The organism is Desulfofundulus australicus DSM 11792 (genome assembly GCF_900129285.1).
Lineage (GTDB): Bacteria > Bacillota > Desulfotomaculia > Desulfotomaculales > Desulfovirgulaceae > Desulfofundulus > Desulfofundulus australicus.
In genome coordinates this window covers 73729-100182 of sequence record NZ_FQUW01000004.1, presented here as the reverse complement: position 1 = coordinate 100182, position 26454 = coordinate 73729, and the positions used below count along the sequence as shown (strand labels likewise).

Annotated in this window: 30 protein-coding genes; 25 read left to right on the top strand and 5 right to left on the bottom strand. The window is 55.2% G+C overall.

What is annotated here, in order from left to right:
• Nucleotides 1-12 precede the first annotated feature (12 nt).
• On the bottom strand, nt 13-456 hold the full coding sequence (locus BUB44_RS00525; RefSeq protein WP_073162378.1) for a MaoC family dehydratase: 444 nt from the start codon (nt 454-456) through the stop codon (nt 13-15).
• 201 nt (nt 457-657) lie between these two features.
• Between BUB44_RS00525 and yabN the strand changes: the two genes are divergently transcribed.
• From yabN to hepT (BUB44_RS00420), 22 genes are all read left to right on the top strand, one after another.
• Nucleotides 658-2184, top strand: coding sequence for a bifunctional methyltransferase/pyrophosphohydrolase YabN (gene yabN / locus BUB44_RS00520; protein WP_027356244.1), 1527 nt, complete (start codon nt 658-660; stop codon nt 2182-2184).
• Between the two features lie 39 nt (nt 2185-2223).
• Nucleotides 2224-2502 carry an HU family DNA-binding protein gene (locus BUB44_RS00515; RefSeq protein WP_013821361.1) on the top strand — a complete coding sequence of 93 codons (279 nt, stop codon included), beginning with the start codon at nt 2224-2226 and terminating at the stop codon, nt 2500-2502.
• A 399-nt stretch (nt 2503-2901) separates the two neighbouring features.
• Nucleotides 2902-3072, top strand: coding sequence for a hypothetical protein (locus BUB44_RS15270; protein WP_157832968.1), 171 nt, complete (start codon nt 2902-2904; stop codon nt 3070-3072).
• 104 nt (nt 3073-3176) lie between these two features.
• Nucleotides 3177-4127, top strand: a complete 951-nt coding sequence (locus tag BUB44_RS00510; RefSeq protein WP_073162377.1) for a SpoIID/LytB domain-containing protein — start codon at nt 3177-3179, stop codon at nt 4125-4127.
• 87 nt (nt 4128-4214) lie between these two features.
• Nucleotides 4215-4487, top strand: a complete 273-nt coding sequence (gene yabP, locus BUB44_RS00505; RefSeq protein ID WP_027356246.1) for a sporulation protein YabP — start codon at nt 4215-4217, stop codon at nt 4485-4487.
• A 27-nt stretch (nt 4488-4514) separates the two neighbouring features.
• Complete coding sequence (gene yabQ / locus BUB44_RS00500; protein ID WP_073162375.1) at nt 4515-5075, top strand: spore cortex biosynthesis protein YabQ; 561 nt, start codon at nt 4515-4517, stop codon at nt 5073-5075.
• 148 nt (nt 5076-5223) lie between these two features.
• Nucleotides 5224-5586, top strand: coding sequence for an FtsB family cell division protein (locus tag BUB44_RS00495; RefSeq protein ID WP_242655763.1), 363 nt, complete (start codon nt 5224-5226; stop codon nt 5584-5586).
• A 121-nt stretch (nt 5587-5707) separates the two neighbouring features.
• A complete protein-coding gene (locus BUB44_RS00490) occupies nt 5708-6097 on the top strand; it encodes a S1 RNA-binding domain-containing protein (protein ID WP_027356266.1) in 390 nt (129 codons plus the stop codon).
• A gap of 95 nt (nt 6098-6192) precedes the next feature.
• Nucleotides 6193-7098, top strand: a complete 906-nt coding sequence (locus BUB44_RS00485; protein WP_073162373.1) for a Ppx/GppA phosphatase family protein — start codon at nt 6193-6195, stop codon at nt 7096-7098.
• Nucleotides 7099-7162: 64 nt separating this feature from the next.
• The gene (gene spoIIE, locus BUB44_RS00480; RefSeq protein WP_073162372.1) at nt 7163-9607 is read left to right on the top strand and encodes a stage II sporulation protein E; all 2445 of its coding nucleotides are present in this window, start codon (nt 7163-7165) and stop codon (nt 9605-9607) included.
• 379 nt (nt 9608-9986) lie between these two features.
• Complete coding sequence (gene tilS, locus BUB44_RS00475) at nt 9987-11396, top strand: tRNA lysidine(34) synthetase TilS (protein ID WP_073162370.1); 1410 nt, start codon at nt 9987-9989, stop codon at nt 11394-11396.
• A 79-nt stretch (nt 11397-11475) separates the two neighbouring features.
• Nucleotides 11476-13305, top strand: a complete 1830-nt coding sequence (ftsH, locus tag BUB44_RS00470; protein WP_073162369.1) for an ATP-dependent zinc metalloprotease FtsH — start codon at nt 11476-11478, stop codon at nt 13303-13305.
• A gap of 181 nt (nt 13306-13486) precedes the next feature.
• Nucleotides 13487-13936, top strand: coding sequence for a nucleoside-diphosphate kinase (gene ndk / locus BUB44_RS00465; RefSeq protein WP_027356272.1), 450 nt, complete (start codon nt 13487-13489; stop codon nt 13934-13936).
• Between the two features lie 128 nt (nt 13937-14064).
• Nucleotides 14065-14469 (top strand): thioesterase family protein, encoded by a 405-nt coding sequence (locus BUB44_RS00460; protein ID WP_027356273.1) that lies wholly within the window; start codon nt 14065-14067, stop codon nt 14467-14469.
• A gap of 169 nt (nt 14470-14638) precedes the next feature.
• Nucleotides 14639-16399 carry a formate--tetrahydrofolate ligase gene (locus BUB44_RS00455; protein ID WP_073162367.1) on the top strand — a complete coding sequence of 587 codons (1761 nt, stop codon included), beginning with the start codon at nt 14639-14641 and terminating at the stop codon, nt 16397-16399.
• 234 nt (nt 16400-16633) lie between these two features.
• Nucleotides 16634-17119: a DUF134 domain-containing protein gene (locus BUB44_RS00450; RefSeq protein ID WP_073162365.1), complete on the top strand. Its 486-nt coding sequence runs from the start codon at nt 16634-16636 to the stop codon at nt 17117-17119.
• A gap of 39 nt (nt 17120-17158) precedes the next feature.
• Complete coding sequence (locus BUB44_RS00445) at nt 17159-17674, top strand: HD domain-containing protein (RefSeq protein ID WP_242655777.1); 516 nt, start codon at nt 17159-17161, stop codon at nt 17672-17674.
• Between the two features lie 28 nt (nt 17675-17702).
• Nucleotides 17703-18917, top strand: a complete 1215-nt coding sequence (gene folP / locus BUB44_RS00440; RefSeq protein ID WP_073162361.1) for a dihydropteroate synthase — start codon at nt 17703-17705, stop codon at nt 18915-18917.
• 76 nt (nt 18918-18993) lie between these two features.
• The gene (gene folB / locus BUB44_RS00435; protein WP_073162360.1) at nt 18994-19350 is read left to right on the top strand and encodes a dihydroneopterin aldolase; all 357 of its coding nucleotides are present in this window, start codon (nt 18994-18996) and stop codon (nt 19348-19350) included.
• A gap of 74 nt (nt 19351-19424) precedes the next feature.
• Entirely contained in the window at nt 19425-19904 is a 480-nt protein-coding gene (folK, locus tag BUB44_RS00430) for a 2-amino-4-hydroxy-6-hydroxymethyldihydropteridine diphosphokinase (protein WP_073162358.1), read from the top strand.
• A gap of 242 nt (nt 19905-20146) precedes the next feature.
• Nucleotides 20147-20647, top strand: coding sequence for a nucleotidyltransferase domain-containing protein (locus BUB44_RS00425; protein WP_073162356.1), 501 nt, complete (start codon nt 20147-20149; stop codon nt 20645-20647).
• Nucleotides 20601-21032 (top strand): type VII toxin-antitoxin system HepT family RNase toxin, encoded by a 432-nt coding sequence (gene hepT / locus BUB44_RS00420; protein WP_073162354.1) that lies wholly within the window; start codon nt 20601-20603, stop codon nt 21030-21032. Before BUB44_RS00425 ends, hepT (BUB44_RS00420) begins: the two co-directional genes overlap by 47 nt.
• A gap of 37 nt (nt 21033-21069) precedes the next feature.
• On the opposite strand, the gene BUB44_RS15195 is transcribed toward hepT (BUB44_RS00420), so the two are convergent.
• From BUB44_RS15195 to BUB44_RS00400, 4 genes are all read right to left on the bottom strand, one after another.
• Nucleotides 21070-21543 carry a hypothetical protein gene (locus BUB44_RS15195; protein WP_131821560.1) on the bottom strand — a complete coding sequence of 158 codons (474 nt, stop codon included), beginning with the start codon at nt 21541-21543 and terminating at the stop codon, nt 21070-21072.
• Entirely contained in the window at nt 21435-21884 is a 450-nt protein-coding gene (locus tag BUB44_RS00410; RefSeq protein WP_073162350.1) for a nucleotidyltransferase domain-containing protein, read from the bottom strand. Before BUB44_RS00410 ends, BUB44_RS15195 begins: the two co-directional genes overlap by 109 nt.
• A 22-nt stretch (nt 21885-21906) precedes the next feature.
• A complete protein-coding gene (hepT, locus tag BUB44_RS00405) occupies nt 21907-22341 on the bottom strand; it encodes a type VII toxin-antitoxin system HepT family RNase toxin (protein WP_027356280.1) in 435 nt (144 codons plus the stop codon).
• Between the two features lie 207 nt (nt 22342-22548).
• Complete coding sequence (locus BUB44_RS00400; RefSeq protein ID WP_073162348.1) at nt 22549-23025, bottom strand: CBS domain-containing protein; 477 nt, start codon at nt 23023-23025, stop codon at nt 22549-22551.
• A gap of 524 nt (nt 23026-23549) precedes the next feature.
• On the opposite strand from BUB44_RS00400, the gene BUB44_RS00395 reads away from it, so the two are divergent.
• From BUB44_RS00395 to BUB44_RS00385, 3 genes are read left to right on the top strand one after another with little or no spacing between them, the layout of a single operon-like run.
• Nucleotides 23550-24392, top strand: a complete 843-nt coding sequence (locus tag BUB44_RS00395) for a YitT family protein (RefSeq protein WP_027356282.1) — start codon at nt 23550-23552, stop codon at nt 24390-24392.
• Nucleotides 24393-24429: 37 nt separating this feature from the next.
• Complete coding sequence (locus BUB44_RS00390) at nt 24430-25248, top strand: transketolase (RefSeq protein WP_027356283.1); 819 nt, start codon at nt 24430-24432, stop codon at nt 25246-25248.
• Nucleotides 25249-25268: 20 nt separating this feature from the next.
• Nucleotides 25269-26210, top strand: coding sequence for a transketolase family protein (locus BUB44_RS00385; protein WP_073162346.1), 942 nt, complete (start codon nt 25269-25271; stop codon nt 26208-26210).
• Nucleotides 26211-26454: the final 244 nt, after the last annotated feature.

Sequence of the window (26454 nt, the reverse complement as noted above, 5' to 3'; positions counted from 1 at the left end):
TGTTGTTACCTGCTACGAACCTCCCCCGTCCTGCTCGTAATAGGGAAAGATTTTACCTGAAACCTCGGCTTCCAGGACAACCTGACCCTTTTGATTGGTACAGGTCATCTTCAGGGTCAATTTATTTTTTTGCGGGTCTTTTTCCGTGACGGTAACCCGCGCACATATGGTCTCGCCGATATAGACGGGAGCCAGGAACTGGAAGGTCATTTTTTTTGCCGGGTATGGTTCCGGGAGCAGCGTTCCCCCGGCGTGGGTGAGCATGCTGCCCGTAAGCAGGCCGGGCACAACCCGCCCCTGAAAGCCGCAATGGACTGCTGCCCGGGGGTCCAGGTGGATGGGGTTGAAATCCCCCGTGACGCCCAGAAAACTGGCCACATCTCCATCGGTAAAGGTCCGGTAAAAGGTAACGGTATCACCCACTTCCAGTTCAGACCAGGACCGGAAAAAGCGCATTCATGCTCCGCCTCCCAACCTGTTTATATGGCCATGCTATAACATTCAAAAAATTTTGGCAAGCATAAAATTAAGGCACACGGCCATTTTCCGGTGAGATATTATCATTTTGATTGTCGCAACATGATGTATAATAATTTTTGTCGTATTGACGATATAAAGAATGGGGGTGAAAGGCCCGTTTTCAGGACGGGCCTGGCTATGGAAGCAAAGGTGACCGTGGTCGGGTTGGGGCCCGGTGCTCCCGGCCACCTGTCCCTGTCTGTATGGGAGGTGCTGCGCAAAGCAGAACGCATATTTTTACGTACCGGGCAGCACCCGGTGGTTCCCTGGCTTGTAAAAGAAGGGATTTCCTTTGCCACCTTTGACAATTTCTATGAAACCGGCCGGGATTTTCAAGAGATCTACCGGCGCATGGCAGATACCCTGTTCCGGGAGGCGGCCGGGGGGCCCCTGGTTTTCGCTGTGCCGGGTCACCCGCTGGTGGCCGAGGAAACTGTGGGTATTATCCTGGAAGAAGGGCCGCGGCGCGGTTTGAAGGTGGAAGTGTTGCCCGCCATGAGCTTTGTGGACGTGATCTGCAGCGCCCTGGGGCTGGACCCGGCAGGGGGGCTGCACCTGGTGGATGGTTTGCGCCTCGACCAGCAGGAGCCGGTGCCGGGGGTGGGTAATATTATCTTTCAGGTGTACAGCCGCCTGGTGGCTTCCGATGTTAAGCTGGCGCTTATGGAGTATTACCCGGATTCTCACCCGGTAATGGTCATCCGTGCGGCGGGGGTGCCCGGCCTGGAGCGCATTGAAAAACACCCGCTGTACGAGCTGGACCGGCTGGACTGGTTTGATCATTTGACCAGCCTGTATCTACCCCCCTGCCCGGAGGTGGCGGGGAGGTGCCGTTATCCCCTGGATTCCCTGGTCGAGGTGATGGCCACCCTGCGGAGCGAGAAGGGGTGTCCCTGGGACAGGGAGCAGACCCACCGCAGCTTGCGCCGCTACCTGCTGGAAGAGGCCTATGAGGTGCTGGAAGCCATTGACCAGGAAGATATGTATAAACTTTGTGAGGAATTGGGAGACTTATTGTTACAGATAATATTTCACAGCCAGCTGGCCAGGGAGAAGGGCTTTTTTGATATCAACGATGTGGTTAAAGAAATTACTGAAAAGATGATACGCCGGCATCCCCATGTTTTTGGCAGTGTTAAGGTGCGGAACAGTGCCGAGGTCCTGGTCAACTGGGAGCAAATTAAGGCCCGGGAAGGGGGCGGGAAAAAGCCGGTCTCCATTTTAAAAGAGGTTCCCCGTTCCCTGCCGGCCCTGCTGCAGGCCAGCTCCCTGCAAAATTGCGCGGCCAGGGTAGGGTTTGACTGGCCTGATTACCGGGGTGCCCTGGAAAAGGTGGATGAGGAGTTACGGGAAGTAAAACAGGCCATTTCCCGGGGCATGAAAGCGGAACTGGAGAAGGAACTGGGGGACCTGCTTTTTGCAGTGGTCAATTTATCACGGCTGCTGGGAGTGGAGGCAGAGGCAGCCCTTTACGGCACCATTAACCGGTTCCGCCGCCGTTTCCAGTATATAGAGGAAAGGGCACGGCAGCACGGCCGGGAGGTATCCAGTTTTACCCTGGACCAGCTCGACGCCTGGTGGGAGGAGGCCAAAAGGATGGAACAGGCAGAAAAAAAGAGGAATAATTTTCATGCTGGGAGGAAACCCGGGAGATTTAGCGAATAATAAGTCAGACTATGTCTAGACCTTCTGAGGGGGGTATTTATGAACAAAGCAGAGCTCATTTCCCAGGTGGCAGAAAAGACAGAGCTTACCAAAAAAGATGCTGAAAAAGCAGTGAGTGCCGTGTTATCCGCTATTGAGGAAGCTCTCGCCCGGGGGGATAAGGTTCAGCTGGTCGGCTTTGGCACCTTTGAGATTCGTGAACGGGCTGCTCGCAAGGGCCGCAACCCGCAAACGGGGGAAGAAATTGAAATTGCTGCTGCGCGCGTTCCCGTATTCAAAGCCGGCAAGGCCCTGCGGGATGCTGTTTCGGCTACATAATAACCGCTTTCAGGGGATGAGTAGCGCAATCCATTTATAAGTTAACGGTTCCAGTTGGAGGCCTGAAAATTGGGCCTCTATTTGTTTTGTGGGCATGAGAAGGCGTATGAGTGAGCCAGGTGAAGAAATTAACCCATTTTATTATTTATTCGCCAGAAATAACCATCGACTTGGTACATCTGTTTATGGTAAGATTAACAAAAAATACCAGAGAGAGGTGGTTATAATGTGTATGGACAAGCACCCGCACATTTCCGGAATATACAGGGGGAGAGCCAGTACAGGGGGGAAGGGCAGGGCTATAGCCGTCAGGGTTTTCTGCCGGGGTCCGGGTTATGGGTGGCGGTGGCGAACGGGTATGGAGGTGAGAGGACCTTGAAAGTTTAAAAGGCCGGCACGTTGAAGTGGCTGATGGTGCGGGTATTCCACCGAGGTGAGGACGCCTGGTCCAGGAAAGCGCGTGGCTTGAAAAGCCTTTTTCCAGAAGCGCGAATTGAGCGGTACCCGGCCATCAACAGCAGCAATGTGCTTATTCCTGTTACCGTACAGGCCGGCCGTACGGAAATATGAAAAGTGAGGTGGTGTAACGGGCACTGCCGGCGCGGGCATAATTAAATCCCTCCGGGCAGAAAATAGGATAAATAAAAAGTAAGCCTTTGCGGAGGGAGGAAAGTATGTTGAAGCCCGCGTTTGCCCGAGCGATTGTTATTACCACCCTGATCGGTTCCCTTATAGCCGGCTGTGCCAGAGCGACACCGCCCCGTAAGCCGACGCCTCCTGCTCCCGGCCGGGAGCCTACGATCAGCCTTTATATTAACGAAACCGGTGAGAAGAAAAATATAAAATTGGAAGATTATGTGGCCGGCGTAGTAGCGGCGGAGATGGAACCATCGTGGCCGGTCAACGCCCTGGCAGCTCAGGCTATCCTGGCCCGTACCTTTACCATGGAGAACATTAAGGCCGGTAGAGTGAAGAAGCTCCATGGTACAGATGCCTCAACCAGTGTGCAGGAGTTTCAGGCCTACAATCCTTCCCGTATTAACGATAACGTGCGGCAGGCCGTGGCCCGTACCCGGGGGGAAGTGGTCATGTATAAGGGGGATTATATCAAGGCCTGGTTCAATGCCTGTGATGGTGGTGTGTCTGCCTCGGCGGCCGAGGGGCTGGCTTACACCAAAACCCCCACGCCTTACGTACGGGCAGGTGCGCGCGATAACTGCCTGTCGATAACCACACCTGAAAACCGGCACTGGGAGAGGCGCATTCCTTTAGAACAGGTCCGGGCGGCAGTAAAGAAAATCACCGGACAGGATCCGGGGCCCATTACATCGGTGCGTATTGTGCGCCGCGGCCCCTCGGGACGGGCTATGCAGCTGCAGGTGGGGACAGTGACCGTAAGCGGTCCGGCACTACGCCTGGCCCTGGGGAGCGAATGGGTGCGCTCCATGCTCCTTACCAGTGCCCGGGTGGAGGGTAATGCCCTGGTGCTTACCGGAAAGGGGTTCGGGCACGGTGTAGGCATGTGTCAGTGGGGGGCCAGGTTACTGGCCCAAAAAGGACGTTCTCCGGAGGACATCATCCGCTTTTACTTCAAAGATGTGGAAATAAGAAAGCTCTGGCAGTAATACAGGTGGTGCCCGCCACCTTTTTTTTTGCATAAAAAAGGTTGTTCAGCATAGATATGAAAGTGAGCATTCCGGGGGGTGAGGCCCATGGAGGCCGGGCACAAGGTAATGTTGACCGACCGCAAGTTCCTGCTGGTTGAGGGTGTGCGGCATGTGGAGAGCTTTGATGAAAATGAGATTACCCTGAACACCACCATGGGTTTTTTAATCTTGAAGGGCGAAGGTTTGCATATTAATCAGCTGGACCTTGAGAAAGGTAATTTAACGGCCGAAGGGTTTTTCACCAGCCTGTTGTTCCAGGAAGACAGGAGCAGGGGGCGGGTTAAGGGGAAAAATGTTTTAAAGCGTCTCCTGAAATAATATTCAGGCGCAGTCGAGGTGGTGCCCTTGACTCTGGCAGAACAGTTGAACGCCTTTCTTTTTATCCTGCTGGCCGGTTTGCTGTCGGGCCTTGCCTACGACTTTTACCGGGTCCTGCGGCAGGTACTCCGTTTGAAGAAAACGGGTACCTTTGTTGGAGATCTGCTCTTCTGGCTTTTCTTGATGGTGGCCGTGTTCGGCATATTGCTGGCAGGCAATGATGGTGAAGTGCGTTTTTATGTTTTTCTGGGACTGGCTCTGGGAGCGGGGATACACCTGATTTTTTTCAGCCAGGCGGCCCGCCGTATGATCATGCGCGTGTTATTTTTTTTATCCCGCATGACGCAGATGATCATTGCCGGGATGCTGGCCCTCTGGCGTATAATTATCTTTCCGTTCCGCGTTCTTATTTTCGTGATTACCTGGCCTGTACTCCAGGTAAGGCACGCATTACAACTGGCCGGCAGCGGAATCGGCCGGGCGAGCGGGAAATTTTTCGGACCCCGGGTGCGTCGTTTTACAAGCGGCGCTTTCACCTGGTGGCGGCGGTTTACCGGCCGGTGGCGCCCGCCACGGGACGGGCAATAAGACCGGTTAAAAACAGGTTTATTTACAAAGTAATTACTTTATCCGGCCGAAAGGATTTTTGACTTTTATATAGAAATAAACTGTTCAAACCCGACGTTTATATTTACCATTTAATCCGGGTCACAACCGGCCGATTTCGGTGGAGGGGATGTACCGGAAAATGGTGCTGTACTTTCAGAAAGGTGAGTCCCTGGCGACGGGTTCGCATCCGGCCACCGGGCGGCGGCGCCTGCGTTTTAATAAAAAACGTCTGCCCGTCCTGCTGATAGCGGTTTTGCTCTGTTATCTCGTGCTTTCATTTTTTTCCCAGTTTCACCGTCTGGATGCCATGCAGCGGGATGTGAAACAGCTTCAGGATCAGCTGGCTGATTTGCAGAGGAAAAACGCGGAGCTAAAACAGCAGCTGAAGATGGTCCAGTCGGACGAGTACATCGAACAGGTGGCCAGGGAACGGCTGGGCCTGGTTAAGCCGGGTGAGGCGCGTATTGTGCCGGTAAAACCGGAGGAATAAACCTGCACCACTTCCAGGGGCACCGGCCCGGATTGAAAAATTAAATCTTTCTTGACACATTTTGTCTTCCGGGCATATAATTAACCAGGGTTTAAACAGAGGGAGGCCAAGCCGCGGGAACATGCCGGTAGAAGTGGGTAATGTTTTGGAAGGTGTGGTAACCGGGATTGCTAATTTCGGAGCCTTTGTTCAGCTTCCCGGTGGTGAAACGGGTCTGGTTCACATTTCTGAAGTGGCCGATGAATATGTGAAGGATATCAACCAATTTTTAAAAGTTAACGACCGGATAACGGTGAAGGTTATTTCCGTGGATGCCCGGGGAAAAATAGGACTGTCCATCAGACAGGCCAGGGATCCGGGGGAGAGGCCATTCCGGCGCAGGCGGTTTGAGCCCTCCTTTGAGGAAAAATTGAGCCGTTTCCTTAAAGAAAGCGAGGAGTTGCAGCAGTCCCTGCGCAGGAGTCTTGACGCCAAGCGGGGGGGCCGGGGCTCGGGCCGGCGTTTTTTCTAGTGAGCGGGATATATTCAGGAGCAGTGCGGTTTGTTAATGGCATTCCAGAAAAAGGAATGCTTTTTTAGTTTATCCGGGGAAGGTGTTGGGGGTAAGTGCGTATAGCGGTAATTGATATCGGTACCAATTCAACCCGCCTGCTGGTAGCCGATGTGCAAGGAGAAAAGGTGGAACGGGTGGTTCATTTCGATCTGGTAACCACCAGGCTGGGAGAGGGAATTGGATCCGGGTATTTAAAAAAAGAGGCCATCAGGAGAACATGCGGGACTTTGAAGCATTTTCTGGAACGCAGCCATTCCCTGCGGGTGGAACGGGTCATAGCGGCAGCTACCAGTGCCGTGCGGGATGCCCGCAACCGTGAGGAGTTCCTGGAGGAGGCCCGCCGGGCCGGCCTGGAGGTAACGGTCCTTTCCGGGGAGGAGGAAGCTTACCTCAGTTACCTGGGGGTTGTGGCCGGTCTTGCCGTGAAAAGAAGCGGCCTGGTGGTCATGGATGTTGGCGGTGGAAGTACCGAATTTATCTGGCCGCAGGGGGATCTGCTTTACTGCCGCAGCGTTAACGTGGGAGCGGTGCGTATGACAGAAGGGGGGCATGACGATGCTGCTATCAGCCGCCTGCTTTCCCCCGTACTGGAGCAGGTCCGGTTAAATTCTCCCCGCCACCTGGTAGGAGTGGGGGGAACGGTTACCACCTGTGCGGCTATGGTGCAGAAACTGGCCGTTTATGATCCGGACAGGGTACACGGTTTTGTGATTTCCATCGAGGAGGTGGAAGATTTGCTGGACGTTCTCTCCCGCTGTACCCTGGAAGAAAGACGCCGCCTGCCCGGCCTGCAGCCGGAAAGGGCTGATATTATTACTGCGGGTCTGCGCATTGTTCGCCTGGTAATGCGGGAATTAAACATTTCCTGCCTGCAGGTGAGCGAAACGGACATAATGCACGGTCTGGCCATTAAGGCCGCAACTGGTGTCGAAAGAAAAAATGTTATTATTTACCAATGATGACAAAAAATGCCCACCCCCTGTACTATAATTTTCAGTTAAGGAAAGGTAAGGGGTGGCACTTGTGTCGGAAGAAATTAACGTCTATCCCTACCAGCGGGCGGGCCAGGAAAAAAAGAAAAAACGCGTTGTGGAAAAGAGAAAACGCTGGAAAATTAAATTCAGGCCGGCACCGGTGGCGTTCCTGACCCGGGAAGCATTAATTTTACTTGTGGCCGGCTTTTTTCTGGCACGGGCCGTCTTCCTGGGGGAAATTGTTCCCTGTGCTGCTGCTTTCGTGGCCGCAGCAGCCCGGGCCTTTCCTCAAGCCGGCTGGGCCGCCCTTCTGGGGGCCGGGGCGGGCCTGATCACCGTTAATTCCGGTCTGGCCCTGGCCGGTTCGCTGGCCACGGTGATCCTGGCACTGGTGCTGGTGCGGGCTGTGCCCGGAAGCATTAAAAGACCGCAGCTGGTGGTGGCGGCTGCCGTTTTTTCCCTGACCGTGGTTGTAAAAGGAGGGCTGCTGGCCTTTACCGGGCCCTCTCCCTACCAGTTTATCAGCATCTTTTTTGAAGGCGGGTTTGCCGCCCTTTTAACCCTGGTCTTTCTTGCCGGCCTCCCATCCCTGGACAAGCTTACCGGCCTGTCTTCCCTGACGGGGGAGGAATTATTTTCCCTGCTGGTACTGCTGGTGGCCGTGGTGGCCGGCACCGGTGACCTGCAGGTGGCCATGTTTACCCTGAAAGGGCTACTGAGCAAGCTGATTATCCTGCTGGCCGCTCTGCTGGGCGGGGTGGGGCTGGGCGCTGCCGTGGGCGCGGTGGTGGGCATTATACCGGGGCTGGTTTATACTGCCGTTCCCACCATGATTGGTGGTTATTCCTTTGCGGGTTTGCTGGCCGGGCTGTGCCGGGGCCTGGGCAAGCCCGGGGTTGCCCTGGGTTTTCTGCTGAGCAACATTATTTTATCCGTTTATGTGACAGATTTTGGCGATCTGACGGCGGTTATGGGGGAAGCTGCCCTGGCCGTATTGCTGTTCCTGTTTATTCCGGGACGGTACATTGGCTCTTTAAGCAAATCCCTGTTCCCCCTGGTAATGAAAGTACAGGGCGCGGCACCCGCTGCAGACCGGGTGCAGGCCGTGGTTGCCGGCCGTATGCGTAACTGGTCTCTGGTTTTTGATGAACTTTCCCGCAGTTTTGACCATAACCCTGCGCCTTCACCCGGGGAAAAAGAGGAACCTTCCCTGCAATCCCTGTTTAATCAGATTGCCAGTAAAGTGTGCCAGGGGTGCGGCCTGTACCGTACCTGCTGGGAATGGGAATTTTTTCACACCTACCAGAGCCTGCTGGATCTGTTCACCATGGTGGAGATGTACGGTCAGGTCAGCGGGTCTGATCTGCCGGAAAAGCTCCGCCGCCGGTGTTCCCGGCCAAAGGAGCTGGCCATTACCGTTACCTGCCTGTATGAAACCTATAAATTAAACCGTTACTGGTTGAAGAGGATGGCTGAAAGCAGGGAGATAGTCTCCGAACAGTTGAAAGGCGTGGCCCAGATTATAGAGAACCTTTCCTCGGAGCTGGAATTTGAGGTCCAGGCCCTGACCGGTAATGAACATCTACTGAAACAAAAGCTCAAGCAGGCGGGGTTCCCGGTGACCGAAGTAAGGGTTCACCGGCAGGATGAGGATCAGGTTGAGGTCATGGTTACCCGGAGCACCTGCGACCGGCAGAACGAATGCAGGGAAATGGTGGAACTCCTGTCCCGGTTGACGGGAAAGTCCCTGGCTTTACCCTTTACCCGGTGTCCTGTTTTTAAGCCCGAACAATGGTGTAGTTTTCGCCTGTACAGCAGGCTGAAGTTTGCCCTGGAGCTGGGAGTGGCCGGGGTTGGTAAAAACGGAAGCTCTGTGTCGGGGGATAGTTATGCTTTCCTTCCCTTAAGGGAGGGGAAGTTCGCCCTGGTTTTAAGCGACGGCATGGGCAGTGGTGCGGAAGCAGCGCTGGAAAGCAGTACAGCCGTATCTCTTTTGAGCAGGCTCCTGGAAGTGGGGCTGGACCGCAATCTGGCCATAAAAACCGTCAATTCCATAATGATTCTCCGTTCTCCCGGGGAAACTTTTGCCACCCTGGATATGGCCATGCTTGATCTTTTTGAGGGACAGGCCGAATTTGTTAAAATTGGTGCTCCCCCCACTTTTCTCATTAGAAACAAACGGGTGAGCATGATCCGGGCCAGCTCCCTGCCGGTGGGCATTATCAGGGATATTGACGTGGCTTCCGTGGCCAGGACCCTTCTGGAGGGAGATGTGCTGGTTATGGTCAGCGATGGTATTATCGATTCCTACCGCGGTTCGGGAGACAGGGAAGACTGGATCCTCGGTGTGCTCCGGGAAATAAGTGACTTCCGTCCCCAGGAGCTGGCGGAGCTGCTGCTTAAACTGGCCCAGACCGGGGCGGGCGGCGAAAAGCAAAACGACGACGACATGACCGTGCTGGTGGCCCGGGTAGCAAAGGCAGTGCCCTCCTGAAAAGGGCCCGGGCTGTGTGCCCAACTTCTTATGTGCCCTGGTTTAAAAGGAGGAGCGACCTGGAGTGAGCGTTGCCGGGCCAGGCCACGTGCCGCGGACAGGATGTCCGCGGAGGCCACCTGAACACAGGAGGTGTGAATGTGGCCGGTACCCGCCGAAGACCGGAGCCGGGGCCTTTTGGCCCGGCCAGCGATACGACCGGGAGCGACGACTAAAACCAGGGCACATCCCAGAAGTACCTTTACTTACAGGCTGCGCTCTCTTGAAGAGGGCCTTTTTTAATTTGCTTCTACCGTGGTACATTTTTTACCACCGGGAAGGAAAAAAATATTATTTGTGGAATTGTAGTATTTCGGATGCACAAATGGGAGTGCCGGGGATGGCTCTGGAACAGGTTGTTCGCTTGTTCATTAATAAATTCGGGATGATTTCCCCCGGAGACAGGGTACTGGTCGGGGTTTCCGGTGGCCCCGATTCGGTGGCTCTTTTGCACCTTCTCTGGAGAATGAAAGACGAACTGCAAATCTCCCTGGCCGTGGCCCATCTAAACCACATGTTTCGTGGCGAAGAGGCCCGGGCCGATGCCCGGCTGGTTGAAGAATTGGCAGAAAGCCTGGGGTTACCGGCATATGTGGAAGAATTTGATGTGCCTGCCTACCGGGAACGCACCGGCCTTTCAGCTCAAGAGGCGGCCCGTCAGGTGCGTTACCGTTTTTTCGAGGAGGTGGCGGGACGTGCCGGTGCCTCCCGGGTGGCCCTGGGCCATCACGCCGATGATCAGGCGGAAACCATTCTCTTTAATTTTTTACGCGGTACCGGTCTGGCCGGTTTAAAGGGCATTCCTCCTGTCAGGGGAAAGTACATTCGCCCCCTGCTGGATGTTCGCCGTCACGAAATTGAGAAATATTGCCGGGAACATTCCCTGCCTGTGCGGGAGGATGCTTCCAATAAAAAAACCATATATACCCGTAACCGGATCAGGTTGCAACTGATTCCCCAATTGGAGGCGGAATATAACCCACGGCTGGTCGAGGCTCTTATGCACCTGGGGCATATCTGCCGGGAAGAAGATGGTTATCTGGAGGACCAGGCCGCCCTTCTGTATGAGCAGGTATCTGAAGCGGGAAGGGAGAACTATCTGCTTTTAGAGGTAAAGGGTTTGTTGTCTTCTCCTCCGGCCCTGGTACGCCGGGTTTTGCGCCGGGCCTGGCGACAGCTCACCGGCACAGGGACGGATCTAACCTATCTGCAGGTGGAATCTTTGCTGGACCTGTTGTATAAACCCGCCGGGGGTAAAATAGTGGAACTTCCCCGGGGGGTTAAGGCGTCCCGTTTTGACCGGTTCTTGCGCCTGTGGATAGGGGGTGTTGTCTCTACTGTGCCCGATTACAGTTATCCCCTGGAAGTTCCGGGCATAACCTATATTCCGGAGATCAATACCTCCATTGAAGCCAGGCTCGTTACCCTCGAAGAAGCTCCGGATCCCGGGCTTCTTTCCCCCCGGGAGGCCCTGCTGGATTATGATACCTTACCTGCCATGCTGGTTGTCCGCAGGCGCCGGGAAGGAGATCGTTTTCAGCCTCTGGGTATGCCTGCCCGGATGAAGTTAAAAAAGTTTCTCATTGAACAGGGAATTCCCCGGGAAGAGCGGGACCGCCTACCCCTGGTGGAGGCGGGAGGGGAAATTGTCTGGGTGGGGGGAGTACGTCCTGGCGAACCATGGAAGGTTACCGGGAAGACCAGAAGATGTCTTTACCTGCGCATTCGGGAGGGGGATATGCAAGGCTGAAAAATTGAAACAGGGTCGAAAATATGTTAAATTAAGCTTATGGTTAAATGGAGCGGTTTTGCTGAGAGGAGTGGATTTGTTGAACAGGGTCCTGAAAAATTTAAGCATATATATTTTAATTGTGCTGGTTATTATAGTCCTGATTAAATATACCCAGCCGCCCACTACGGGAATGGAAGAGTGGAACTATAACAGGTTCATCCAGGCAGTAAATCAGGGCCAGGTTCAAGAAGTAACCATCCAGTCCAGGGAGCATACAAACCTGATTGCCGGAACAACAAAAAACGGTACCAGGTTCCAGGTTACGGGGTTAAAAAATGATGCTCAAATAACTACCATTTTGCTCGATAAGGGCGTGGAAGTTAAAATTCAGGAGCCTCCTTCCCCGGGCTGGTGGGCCAACATTCTGAGCAGCCTTTTGCCCATCCTGATTTTCGTTTTGCTGTTCTTCTTTATGATGCAGCAAACCCAGGGTGGGGGCAACCGGGTGATGTCCTTTGGTAAGAGCCGGGCCCGCCTGCATACCGATGATAAGAAGCGGGTTACCTTTGCCGATGTGGCGGGTGCCGATGAAGTTAAGGAAGAATTGCAGGAAATAGTGGAGTTCCTGAAAAACCCGAAAAAGTTTGCCGAACTGGGAGCCCGCATTCCCAAAGGGGTGCTTCTCTACGGGCCCCCCGGAACGGGTAAGACCCTTCTGGCCCGGGCAGTGGCCGGAGAAGCGGGGGTACCCTTTTTTAGCATTAGCGGCTCTGATTTTGTGGAAATGTTTGTGGGCGTCGGCGCCTCCCGGGTGCGGGACCTTTTCGACCAGGCCAAGAAAAATGCTCCCTGCATTGTCTTCATTGACGAGATTGATGCCGTGGGCCGGCAGCGGGGTGCGGGCCTGGGTGGCGGTCATGACGAGCGGGAGCAAACCCTGAACCAGCTGCTGGTTGAAATGGATGGCTTCAGCCCCAACGAGGGGATCATCATCATTGCCGCCACCAACCGCCCGGATATCCTGGACCCCGCCCTGTTAAGGCCCGGCCGGTTTGACCGGCAGGTGGTGGTGGATATCCCCGATGTGGTGGGACGCAAGGAAATTCTCAAGGTGCATGTGCGGGGCAAGCCCCTGGCTCCCGATGTGGACCTGGATGTGCTGGCCCGGCGCACACCGGGCTTTACCGGTGCCGATCTGGCCAACCTGGTAAATGAAGCCGCTCTCCTGGCCGCCCGCAACAATAAAACCCAGATCTCCATGCAGGAACTGGAGGATTCCATTGAAAGGGTTATTGCCGGCCCGGAGAAAAAATCCAAGGTTATCAGCGAGCAGGAAAAGAAGCTGGTTTCCTACCACGAAGCCGGCCATGCCGTGGTGGGGTATCTCCTTCCCAATACCGATCCGGTGCACAAGGTTTCCATTATTCCCCGGGGCAGGGCCGGGGGCTACACCCTGCTCCTGCCCAAGGAAGATCGCTATTACATGACCCGTTCCATGCTCCTGGACCAGGTGACCATGCTGCTGGCCGGCCGGGTGGCTGAAGCCCTGGTTTTGAAGGAAGTCAGCACCGGTGCGCAGAACGACCTGGAGCGGGCCACCGAGATAGTCCGGCGCATGGTCATGGAGTACGGCATGAGCGAAGAGATCGGCCCCATGACCCTGGGGCGCAAGCAGGAGACAGTCTTTTTGGGACGGGATCTGGCCCGGGACCGGAACTATGGCGAAGAGGTGGCCGCGGCCATTGATAAGGAAGTGCGGCGCATGATTGAGAGCTGTTACAACCGGGCCAAAGAGCTTCTGGAAAAGCATATAGATACGCTGCACCTGGTGGCCAAGACACTTTTTGAAAAGGAAACCCTGGAAGCGGAGGAATTTGCCGCCCTGATGAAACAGGCCGGGGAAGAAGAGCACAGCGCCAAAAATTAGATGCCGGGGTCTGTTTCACGTAAATATTCAGGGAAGCCGTCATGACAGGGATGCGGCGCTGTCGGCGCGAAGCATTGGGGTAAGCGAGGACAGCGCTGCATCCAACCGGGTTTCATTGAATATTTACGTTGAATATTTGCGTTTCAGTGCTCCGGTAATTATATACAGGAGGAGTCGTGGTATGGAACGGACCTTTGTGATGATTAAACCCGACGGGGTTCAGCGAAACCTGGTGGGGAACATTATTGCCTGTTTTGAGAAGAAGGGGTTGAAAATAGTCGGCTTGAAAATGATGCGCATCCCGCGGGAGCTGGCTGAAAAGCATTATGGAGAACACAGGGACAAGCCATTTTTCGGCTCACTGGTGGATTACATAACGTCGGGACCGGTGGTAGCCATGGTTCTGGAGGGAAAGGATGCGGTGACGACGGTCCGGGAAATGATGGGGGCCACCAACCCCTTGAAGGCTGCTCCGGGAACTATCCGTGCCACTTACGGGATGGATATCGGCCGCAACGTGGTTCACGGTTCCGATTCGCCGGCCAGTGCTGCCCGGGAGATCGGCCTGTTTTTTGCACCGGAAGAACTGGTGGATTACCAGAGAGACGTGGACCGCTGGATTTATGAATAGGAGAGTGGCGCAGCAGGCCACTCTTTTTTAAACCTGAATTTTTAATGAACATAATAAAAAAATTATTTGAAGAAGGAATTCTCTGATAAAATGACGAACTTGTAAAGAATAGCAAGGGGTGAGATGGATTGGCGGGAGAACTTAAAATTGGCCTGCGGGGTGAAGCCTCTACGCGGGTCACGGAAGATAATACTGCCCTGGCTTACGGCAGTGGGGGAGCAAGGGTTTTTGCCACCCCCGCGATGATCGGCCTGATGGAAAAAGCGGCCCTTTCTTCGGTGGACCCGCTTCTGGAACCGGGGCAGGTCACTGTTGGTATCCGGGTGGATGTGGAGCACCTGGCCGCCACTCCTGTGGGAATGGAAGTTGTTGCCACCTCAGAACTGGTGGAAATTGACGGCAGGCGCCTTGTGTTCAAGGTGGAAGCCCGCGATGAGCAGGAGTTGATCGGCCGCGGTACCCATGAGCGCTTTATTGTTGACGGGGAGCGTTTCCTTTCCCGGGCTGCAGCGAAGTTGAAATCTACCTCCTGAGTCCAGCAATAGATATTCCGGTTTCTGCCGGGATGTCGTTTTATGTAGCTTACTTTAAGATAAGGAAGAGGGGGGGAAGGAGAGTATTTCGGGGCAGCGGTAGCGTTAGAGGGTTATAAATAAAATTTAAATTAATTATTTTCAACCAAGCGGAAAGGAGAGAAAATTTATGCCTTACGATGCCACCAAGATGGCTGACTGGCAGATTGCCGAAGAAGCGGAAAAGAATATGCCCACTCCTGAAGAGTGGCGCGAAAGACTCGGCCTGGAGAAGGATGAGGTCATTCCCTACGGCAGGATCTGCAAGCTTGACTTCATGAAGATCATTGAGCGCTTAAAGGACAGGCCGAACGGCAAGTACATCAACGTTACGGCTATTACTCCCACCCCGCTGGGAGAAGGTAAGACTACCACCACCATCGGCCTGGTTGAAGGCCTGGGCAAGAGGGGCAAAAACGTGGGCTGTGCTATCCGCCAGCCGTCGGGCGGCCCCACCTTCAATATTAAGGGTACGGCAGCCGGTGGCGGTAATGCCCTGGCCATCCCCATGACCGAGTTTTCCCTGGGTCTGACGGGGGACCTCAACGACATCATGAACGCCCACAACCTGGCCATGGTAGCCCTGACCTCCCGCATGCAGCACGAGCGCAACTACGATGACGCCGAGCTGGCCAAGCGGAACCTCCGCCGGCTGAATATCGACCCCACCCGGGTGGAAATGGGCTGGACCATCGACTTCTGCGCCCAGGCGCTGCGCAACATCATCATCGGCATCGGCGGCCGGATGGACGGCTACATGATGCAGTCCAAGTTCCAGATTGCCGTCAGTTCCGAGCTTATGGCTATCCTGGCGGTGGCCAACGACCTGAAGGATCTGCGGGAACGCATTGGCAAGATCATCGTGGCCTTCGATATGAAGGGCAACCCGGTTACCACCAGTGACCTGGAAGTGGCCGGTGCCATGACCGCCTTCATGCGCAACACCATTAACCCCACCCTGATTTCCACGGTGGAATACCAGCCCGTGCTGGTCCATGCCGGTCCGTTTGCCAATATCGCCATAGGCCAGTCTTCCATCATTGCCGACCGGATCGGTCTGAAGATGTTTGACTATCACATCACCGAGAGCGGCTTTGGTGCCGACATCGGCTTTGAAAAATTCTGGAACGTCAAGTGCCGCATGAGCGGCCTGGTACCCAACGTTTCCGTGATTGTGGCCACCATCCGTGCCCTGAAGATGCACGGCGGTGGACCGAAGGTTGTGCCCGGCCGGCCGCTTCCCGACGAGTACACCAGGGAAAACCTGGCCCTGCTGGAGAAAGGCATCGAGAACCTGATCCACCACATCGGCATTGTCAAGAAGGCCGGCATCAATCCTGTGGTCTGTATCAACTCCTTCTACACCGATACCCCCGACGAGATCAAGCTGGTCCGCCGCCTGGTGGAAGAAGCCGGCGCCCGCTGCGCGGTATCCGAGCACTGGCTCAAGGGCGGCGAAGGTGCTCTGGAGCTGGCCGATGCGGTCATCGATGCCTGCAATGACCCCGTGGACTTCAAGTTCCTCTACCCGCTGGAAATGCCGCTGCGGCAGAGGGTGGAGGTTATCGCCAGGGAAGTCTACGGAGCGGACGGCGTGGTCTGGACGCCGGAAGCGGAAGCCAAGGCCAGAATGATCGAAGAAAATCCCGCCTACCGCGACTTTGCCACCATGATGGTCAAGACACACCTGAGCTTGAGCCACGACCCGAACCTCAAGGGCGTGCCCAGGGGCTGGGTTCTGCCGGTGCGCGACGTGTTAATCTTTGCCGGGGCCAAGTTCCTCTGCCCGATGACCGGTACCATCAGCCTGATGCCCGGTACCAGCTCCGACCCCGCTTTCCGGAGAATAGACGTGGATGTAAATACAGGCAAAGTTATCGGTCTCTTCTAAGGGAAGAAACTTCCGTAGGGGTACCCCGGTTTACCCGGGGTGCTTTTTTGTTCAAAACAGGGGCGGGAAAATGCGAATTATCTGGTTATTAAATTGACACTTGTTCAGGTTGCCGCTATAATTATGTCAATGGCCGTTTTTTAGCTGTCATGCGGGGGCCTGGAAAATCTCCAAATAAATTCCAAAAACAACTGGTAATCGCAAGAAAAATACCAGCAGTTAGGAGTGTTGCCAATGTCCAGACCACCGAAATGTCGCAGGGTAGAATTTATTCCCCGCCTGACTTTCTTCAAGCCAGCGGGGGTACCTCTCCGGGACCTGGAAGAAGTGGGCCTCACCGTGGAAGAACTGGAAGCCATACGTTTAAAGGATTTGCTGGGATTGGAGCAGGAGGCCTGCGCCGAGAGGATGGGAGTTTCCCGCCCCACCTATCACCGCATTTTAAGCGCTGCCCGGGCCAAGGTGGCCGAGGCGCTGGTCAACGGCAAGGCCATCCGGGTGGAAGGTGGTAACTTCCAGCTGGTGATGCGTCGTTTTCTCTGTGAAAAGTGCGGCCACCAGTGGGAGCTGCCGTGCGGTCAGGGTCCCCGGGGTTCGGAGATGACCTGTCCCAATTGCGGAAGTACCGAATTTTACCGCATCAACCAGGATGGAACACCGTTCCGCTGCCAGCGCTGGGAAAAGTGCAGGAAGCTGGATAAAATGGCCGAAAATGAGTAGCTTGTCTCGTAAATAAACGGGGTGGATCCTTTGCAGCGGGTGGGACGGATTATCAGGGATAGCTATTACCGGTACTACCTGGAGCAGAATGCGGCCCGGGAAAAGGACAGGCCCTTTTGCCGGCACGATTTCCAGCACATGCTGGATGTGGCCCGGATAAGCTATATTTTACTGGTAGAAGGCAACCTTATCCCCGGGTTTATTGGCAGAAACCGCCTGGACAGCCACCAGGCGGCCAAAGAGGTGGTTTATGCTGCCGGGCTGTTGCACGATATCGCCCGCTGGCAGCAGTACGACACCGGGGAAGACCATGCCGCGGCGGGTGCCCGCCTGGCCGGGCCAATTCTGGAACGGGCGGGGTTTTTGCCCCGTGAAATAGAGGTAATTACCCGGGCCATCGCCGCCCACCGGCGGGGGGAGCCCTGGGGAGGGATGCTGGGGCGCCTTTTATGCCGGGCCGATGACCTGGCCCGCCCCTGTGCCCTTTGCGCTGCCCGCGAGAAGTGCTATAAGGCTGATCGGATGGAGACGCTGCGGGAAACATTGATTTATTGACTAAGAGCGTATCCAGGAGTGATTTAGTGTGCCTGTGCAGGTATGGAATATCGAGGTAAAGAACCGCGCCCAGGCCCTGCAGGAAATAGCTGCGGTGGGGGCGGACAGGATTGGTTGCCGGCTGATGGCCCCCAAGGCGGTTCACCGGGTTTTGAAGATCAGCGGCCTGACCCCCGTCCAGGCCAATGTACTCAAGCAGGAGATGCTGGCCAGGGGCGGGGAGGTGGCCGTGGCCCGGGGGGTGGTGGAACATGCGGTGGAGAAAACCGATGTGCTGCTTATGGGCACCCTGAAGCAGTTTGATGCCCTGCTGGCCAAGCTCAAGATGCAGCCCTTCGGACTTCCCGCCCTGGCGGAAGAAATACGCCGCGTCCTGCAGAACCTGGAGGGCCGTCCTGTAAGGCGGCTGGACTGCCGGGGAAGGGAACTGGTGCTGGGGGAAAGGACCCTGGTTATGGGCATCCTCAACGTAACTCCCGATTCCTTTTCCGATGGCGGCAGGTTCTATGACCCGGGGCGGGCGCTGGAGCATGCCCACCGCATGGTGGAAGATGGGGCCGATATTATCGACCTGGGCGGGGAATCCACCCGGCCGGGGTACACGCCGGTAACGGTGGAAGAAGAAATGCGCCGGGTGATACCGGTTCTGGAAAGGCTGGTGCAGGAGATTCCCGTACCCATATCCGTTGATACCACCAAGGCTGCAGTGGCCCGGGAGGCCCTGGAAATTGGCGCCCACATCATCAACGACCAGTGGTCCCTGCGGGCTGACCCGGAGATGGCGGCGGTGGTGGCCCGCTATGATGCCCCTGTCATCTTCATGCACAACCAGGAAGGTACGGAGTACAGGGATTTGATGGGGGACATCATCCGCTTCTTCCGGGAGAGCATCGCCCTGGCCCTGGAGGCGGGGATTAATCTCGAAAAAATCATTATCGACCCCGGAATTGGCTTCGGCAAAACCGTGGAGCAGAACCTGGAGGTTATGAGCCGGCTTTCCGAACTGGCCTGCCTGGGGCTGCCGGTGCTGCTGGGGACTTCCCGGAAGTCGATGATCGGTAAAACTTTGAACCTGCCCGCGGACCAGCGGATGGAGGGTACGGCGGCCACGGTGGCCATTGGCATTGCCGCCGGGGTGGACATCGTGCGGGTGCACGATGTAAAGGAAATGGTGCGGGTGGCCCGTATGACCGACGCCATGGTGCGCCGGAAGCCCGCGCGCTGTGCCTGCGGGGAAGAATAAAGCTGGCGGCTGCTTGTAATTGCCGCCTTTAATTCTTTTTAAGACATGGATTATACGGATTTGGGGTGCAGAACCAGTGGATCGGTTGATTTTAAAGGGCATGGAGTTTTACGCCTTTCACGGTGTTTTACCCCAGGAACAGCACCTGGGCCAGCGGTTTATTATCGATGTGGAATTGTCCCTGGACCTGGCTCCCGCCGGCAGGACCGACGATCCGGAACAGACGGTGAATTATGCCCGGGTTTTCCGGCTGGTGGAGGAAGTGGTTACCGGGGCCCCCTGCCGTTTGATTGAGGCGGTGGCGGAGAAGGTGGCCGGTGCCATCCTGGAACAATTTCCGGTAAGCGAGGTGCTGGTCCGGGTAAAGAAACCCGGCGCCCCGGTACCCGGTCATTTTGCATACATGGGCGTGGAGATCCGCCGCCGGCGCTGAGGACAGGAGGCAGGTTTTCGCAAGCACATTCTACAAACTGACGATATTGGCATGTCCTCACAGGGGGGCTTGAGATGGAAGTTGTAGCCTATATCGGCCTGGGATCGAACATGGGGGAGAAAAAAGCCAATTTGAAGGTGGCCCTGGAACTGCTGGGCCGGGTGCCGGGGGTTAAACTTTTGCGGGTGGCCCCCTTTTACCGCACCGAACCGGTGGGCTATACGGATCAGGACTGGTTTGTCAATACCGTAGCGGAAGTGGAAACCACCCTCTCCCCCCGGGAATTGCTGGCCGCCTGCCTGGAAGTGGAGAACCGCCTGGGGAGGGTGCGGGGTGTGCGCTGGGGCCCCCGGGTGATTGACCTGGACCTGCTCCTTTACAACGGGCAGGTCATTGATGAACCCGCCCTCGTGGTTCCCCACCCGCGCATGCACGAGCGCGCCTTTGTCCTGGTGCCCCTGGCCGACCTGGCGCCGGATCTGGTCATCCCGGACCGGGGCGGGGTGAGGGAGTTGCTGGCCGGCGTTGACCGACAGGTCGTGGAACAATTATAAAAAATAAGGGTCAATTGCTTTTAACGTAACAACAGCCCGGCCGGCCTGGAACAGCCGGGCTGTTCACTTCCTCACCCGGGCTGGCTGCTCCGGTGACAGCAACAAATCCCGCAGGGAATGCGTAAAGTTTCGACGGATAAAGCTGGAAAAGCATGCGTCATTTCCATTATTTTATGATAAAATATTTCCGGTTGCATCTATCATAAGATAGATAGTCCCGGCGCTGTAGAGGTGGTGTTAGAGTGAACGAACTGATGCGGGTCAATCTCGATCCGGTGGTTGAGCAGGTTAAGGCAGCACTGCAAAATTTTCCCCAGGTGGCCGGCGCTTACCTGTTTGGCTCCATCCTGGGGCCATGCCGGCCGGATAGTGACATTGACCTGGGCCTGATATTGGAGCCGGGGATAATACTGGACAGTGCCGAATCAGACCAGCTGGAAGCAGCCATATCTCTTTTGCTTCCGCCTTATGAAGGGCATCCCTATGATATTGTTCTGGTGAACCCGGAGAAGCCGCTTTTTGCTTTTCGGGTGATTAAAGAAGGGAAATTAATCTATGCCAGGAATATGGAGCGCATTACCGATGTAATGGAATACGTCAGTAGAAGGTATGCCGATTTGTACCCGCGGTACCGGGCGGCGCTGGAAGAAATTTTTGCCGGGGTGATGGCCGGTGGGTCTGGATCGAGAACGGATAATGGCCAAAATCAGCTATATACGGGAACAGGTGGCCAGCATCAATGAGTTGTTGAATAGCAAGAAAAAAGAGGACATATTAATGGATCCCTGGCTGGTAAGAGGTTTAAAATATTCAATGCAAACGGCGGTGGAAGCCATGATAGATTTAGCCTATCATATTGCAGCTAAAAAATTCGGTCACGCACCGGGAGACGCCAGGGATGCCATGCGCATACTCTTTGAGGGAGGATTGATTACCAGGGATAGATTGACGGTTTATTCAGCCATGATTGGTTTTCGCAACCGTGTTGTCCATGGTTATCAGGAAGTTTCCGCCGAAAAGGTATATGAAATGGCACGAAACGAACTCGGTGATTTTGAAGATTTTATCCGCGAAATCGGAGCTGTGCTGGAAGAGGAAGATAAGGAACAGATGTTACCGGCTGATTAAAGAAAAAGAGGGACTGGCCTCCCCGTTACGAGCTTTATTAACTTCTGGTTACGTTAATATAAATCAGAGCCCATATCGGCATTGGTAACACGAGACCCCAAATTATCCAGGCAAGTGCCCCTTTGTTTAGTTTAATTGCTATAACAGGGAGTAAGTACAAAACTACTAATACAATTTCAAAAAATGGTATATAATAAAATGCAGGTAAATTCCCCAAATAATATATCCAGGGGTAGTATATAACACAGCTCAGTATATACCATGGCAGGGATTTTTTAATAATCCCATAAGAAGCCGTTATTATTGAACCAAGAAGAAAAAGAGTTCCCAAACCCATAATCAAGCACATCCTTCTTTTTTTAGTTAGCGTAACAACAGCCCGGTCTGGAACAGCCGGGCTGTTCACTTCCTTTTCCGGTCCGGCTGTCCCGGTGATAGCAACAAATCCCGCAGGGAATTGCGTAAAAAATACTGCATGTCGAGGTACACATCCCAGGTCTTTTCCACCCATTCATACCGCACCTCGTCGTCGTGGCTGAAAAGCACCTTGCCGCCGGTAACCGAATGGCACAGGGTTACGGGAGCATAATTTAACACCTTTATATCCACCGGGTAATGTATTTCCCGCTCCAGTTCCGCGCCCAGGGAAAGTTCGTATTCGAGAGCTTTTTCCCGGGGGATGGTATCTTTTTGCAAATATACTCCTATGTCAATATCCCGGAAGGCAGCTTCTTCCAGAAAAGAACCAAAGGCATAGGCGAAGATAATTTCTTTTCTTTTAGCCAGCAGGCGGGCGGCCAGCTGGCAAATCGATGGGCGTTCCTTTTCCGGCAGGGAAAGTCGCCTGTACATAAAACCATTCCTTTCGGGATGGTCAGAGCTCGCATTTTACCATGGCTGCAATTTCAGCCAGGTATAGTTCCAGATCATCCAGGTTGTTGCAAATGATATGGTAGACCTTGCTATCATCAATGTCGCCGTAACGGTGGATTAACAGGTTGCGGAACTTTGCCATCTGGATCAAGCGTTCGGCCAGCGGAGGACTTAAAAAATGCTCCCCGGATAAAATGTTGAAACAATCGGCATAGGAGTTGGGAGCCCTGCCGGTGAGCCGGGCAACCAGATGGTTACAGATATCAATGGCCGCTTCGGTGGCCACAATCAGGTAATACTTGCTTGCGGCCACCCTTTGCTCGTCAGCTAAAAACTCCTCCATGGTGAGCTTCGTCACCGGCGTAAGCCTGCTCAAGGCCTGACGGATGTCCGCCGCCTTTTGTCGCAGTTTATTTTTATTTATAGATAGTTTCATTGCGTGTCTTCCTCCATAACCGGTACAGTGTTCGTCATATCTTTATGGAAAGTATATCCTCTTTTTCCGGGGAAATCAACGGACCGGAATACATATTTTGCCTGTAGGGGCGTTGATATCCTCCCAGGGGTTACCTTCCACGGCCACCAGGAAGGCGGGCCGCCCCGGTTCAATGCGCCCCAGAAGGTTGATCCCCTGGCTGCTGTTTTAATTCCTTAGAAATTTGGCCAGAACATCTAGTATATCTATGGTGCGGACTATACCGGTGACCCTGCGCTCCCTGTCAAGGACGGGGATATGGTTTACCTGATTGGCCAGAATGACCCGTGCCACCTCTTGAACAGGGGTATTTTCGTCGACGTAAACCTGGACGACAGGCCGCATGATTTTTTTTACTTTCGTGTTTTTGAGCCGCTCCCTTTCGATGCGTAAAAAGAAGGTTCCCCAGCTATCTGTAGTCCAGATATCTTCTTCTACGCCGTAGGCGGCCAGGGCTTTAAGGATTGTTCTGGTGGTTAAAAAGCCTGTAATGTTGCCCTGCCCGTTTAAAACTAGCAGGGTGCGGTAACCTCTGGATGCCGCATTCTCAAATACTTCCAGGGCCTGTTTTAAACTATCGTCGGCATTGACAGTGGCATAATTGGAAATGGGGACCATAATATCTTTAGCCGTCCGCTGGAGCATTGGCCAAACCTCCCTCCGGTGTTTACTTTGATTGTTAATAAACATCGTATACCCGGTCCGGCGGCATTTCAACAAACCGGCGTTAAATCGTCATTTCCATATACTTAATGCTGCAGGGGGAAAGGCGAAAATTTCACAAAATGTTCTTCCGTTTACCTCAAATAATAACCTCCCCGGCAGGCCACCCTACTGCCGGGAGGTGTTTTTTATGATTAAAACGCGCAATCTTTACCACAGGGGAAAAGTTCGCGGGATCCTCAGCCTTTACTTTCCTCCCCCATTTAAAGTGTCCGGCCTCACGACCCAGAATTTTCCCGAAAGGAACAGCGGCACGATCACGGGGAAGAAAAGATACCCCGCAAAACCCTGAACTTTTTGTTGAACCATGCAGGATTCCGTTTCCGGGTTGAGAATAATTATATCCTGTGTTTATGATAGGGCCGCCTGATTCTGGTTAACATAATCCTGGCCTGCTTTGTCGTTAACCGGCCCTATTTCATTTTTCATGGAGATGGATGTTTTCCATGGCCATTCTTAGCGAATTTTTGGGGGTGACGCTGGGGGTGGTCCTGACCGCCCTCGGCCTGGATCTCTTTCTGGTGCCCAATAAAATTGCCGCCGGGGGGGTAAGCGGCCTGGCCACGGTCATCCATCACCTGCTCGGGGCTCCCGTGGGAATGACCATGCTGGCGTTGAACGTCCCCCTTTTCGCCATGGGCATTTACCGGCTGGGCCTGAAGTTTGGCTTCCGCTCCCTTTACGGTACCATCAGCCTTTCCCTGGTGGTGGACGCCCTGGCTCCCTATCTTCCCGTGCCCACCCATGACCCCCTGCTGGCCAGCATCTTTGGCGGGGTGCTCACCGGCCTGGGGCTGGGTCTGGTTTTTCGCTACCGGGGCACCACCGGGGGTACGGACCTGGCTGCCGCCATCCTGCGTACCTATACCGGTGCCAACGTGGGCCAGCTCCTTTTCCTGGTCGATGGGCTGGTGGTTCTTTTTGCGGGGTTTACCTTTAAATCCTGGGAGCTGGCCATGTACGCCCTGATTACCATTTTTGTCACCGCCTGGCTTATCGACCTGGTGCAGGAGGGGATCAGTTATACCAAGGCCTTCTTCATTATCTCCCAGAGGGCGGATGAAATTGCCGGCGTGGTTCTGCGGGAACTCAACCGCGGGGCTACGGCTTTAAAGGGGCGGGGTATGTACACCGGCAGGGAGCGGGACGTCCTGCTGGTGGTGGTCAACCGCTCCGAGGTGACCCGGCTGAAGGATCTGATCTACCAGGTGGACCGCAAGGCCTTTGTCATCCTGGCCGATGTGCACGAGGTGCTGGGAGAAGGATTCAAACAGTGGCAGGAATCGTGATTTCCAATAAATTCTTCATTGTCAGGGAGTGTTTGAAATGGAAGGGGAAAAAATCAAGAGGCTGGAAGAGAGGGCCCGGGAAATACGCCGGCACATCATCCGTATGACCGGCGCTGCCGGTTCGGGGCACCCAGGCGGCTCTTTATCCGGCGCCGACATTGTAACCGCCCTGTATTTTGCGGTGATGCGCCTTGACCCGCAGAATCCCCGCTGGCCGGACAGGGACCGCTTTGTCCTTTCCAAGGGGCATGCCGCACCCCTGCTTTATGCAGCCCTGGCGGAAAGGGGGTTCTTCCCTGTGGAGGAACTCCTTACATTGCGCCGCCTCGGCAGCCCCCTGCAGGGGCACCCGGATATGAAAAAGTTGCCGGGAGTGGAATTTTCCACAGGTTCCCTGGGCCAGGGGCTGTCCGCCGCCAACGGGATGGCCCTGGCAGCCAGGCTGGATGGCCGTGACTACCGGGTTTACGTCCTGTTAGGCGATGGGGAGATTCAGGAGGGCATGGTCTGGGAGGCGGCCATGGCGGCGGCCCACTACCGGCTGGATAACGTGACCGCCTTTCTGGACTTCAACGGCCTGCAAATCGACGGGCCCGTTTCCAAAGTCATGTCGGTGGAGCCGGTGGCGGAAAAATGGCGTGCCTTTGGCTGGGATGTGCAGGTGATTGACGGGCATAACATGGAGGAAATTCTCCGGGCGGTGGAAAGGGCCCGGGCCGTGCGGGGCCAACCCCAGATGATCGTGGCCAGAACGGTGAAGGGCAAGGGAATATCTTTTATGGAAAACATGGTGGAATGGCACGGCGTGGCCCCGAAGCCCGAAGAGGTGGAGAGGGCCCTGGCCGAGCTGGCTTAAAAAAGGGGGCTTGAATCTTCATGACAAAGATTGCCACCCGGGATGCCTATGGCAAGGCCCTGGTGGAGCTGGGGCGGGAAAATCCAGACGTGGTGGTGCTGGATGCGGACCTGGCCAAATCCACCAAAACCATTGAGTTTGCCAGGCACTTCCCGGAACGCTTCTTCGACATGGGTATAGCCGAACAGAACATGGTGGGAACGGCCGCCGGCCTGGCTGCAGCCGGGAAAATCCCTTTCTGCAGCACCTTTGCCATCTTTGCCACCGGCCGGGCCTTTGAGATAATCCGTAACAGCGTGGCCTACTCGCGGCTCAACGTGAAGATTGCCGCCAGCCACGCCGGCATCACCGTCGGGGAGGACGGCGGTTCCCACCAGTCGGTGGAGGACATAGCCCTGATGCGCTCCCTGCCCAATATGACCGTGTTTGTTCCCGCCGACGCGGTGGAAACCCGGGCGGCGGTGCGGGCGGCGGCGCAGATCCGGGGACCGGTTTACATCCGCCTGGGGCGGCCGGGGGTGCCCGTACTGCACGGGGACGATTTTCATTTTGAGCCCGGCCGGGCGGTGATCATGCGGGAGGGCAATGACGCCACCATCATTGCCACCGGCATTATGGTGGCCACCGCCCTGGAGGCTGCCGGCCTGCTGGAGCAGGAGGGCATCGGGGTGCGGGTGATCAATATGCATACCATCAAGCCGCTGGATGAGGAGACGGTGATTGCGGCCGCCCGCGAGACGGGTGTCATTGTTACCGCCGAGGAGCATTCCATCATTGGCGGCCTGGGCGGGGCAGTTGCGGAAACCGTCTGTACCCACCATCCCGTGCCCGTCTACCGGCTGGGTATACCCGATGTTTTCGGCGAGTCGGGCCGACCGGAAGAGCTGCTGGAAAAGTATGGACTGACCGCCGCACACCTGACGGCCAGGGTGCGGGAGGCCGTGAAGAGAAAGGGCAGGTAAATATCACATTCCCGGGCAACCCCTCTCTTGCGGGGAGGGGTTACCCCAGTCTGTGTGCCCTGGTTTTATTCGTTGCTCTCCAGGTCGTTTCGCTGTCCGGGCCAAAAGGCCTCGTCTCCGGTCTTCGGCGGGTACCGGCCACATTCACACCTGTTCCCGGGCAACCCCTCTTTTACGGGGAGGGGTTGCCTGTTTTTTTCTGGTTTTTCAGGAGGACTTCTGGAGAGGTTGTCGAAGTGTATAC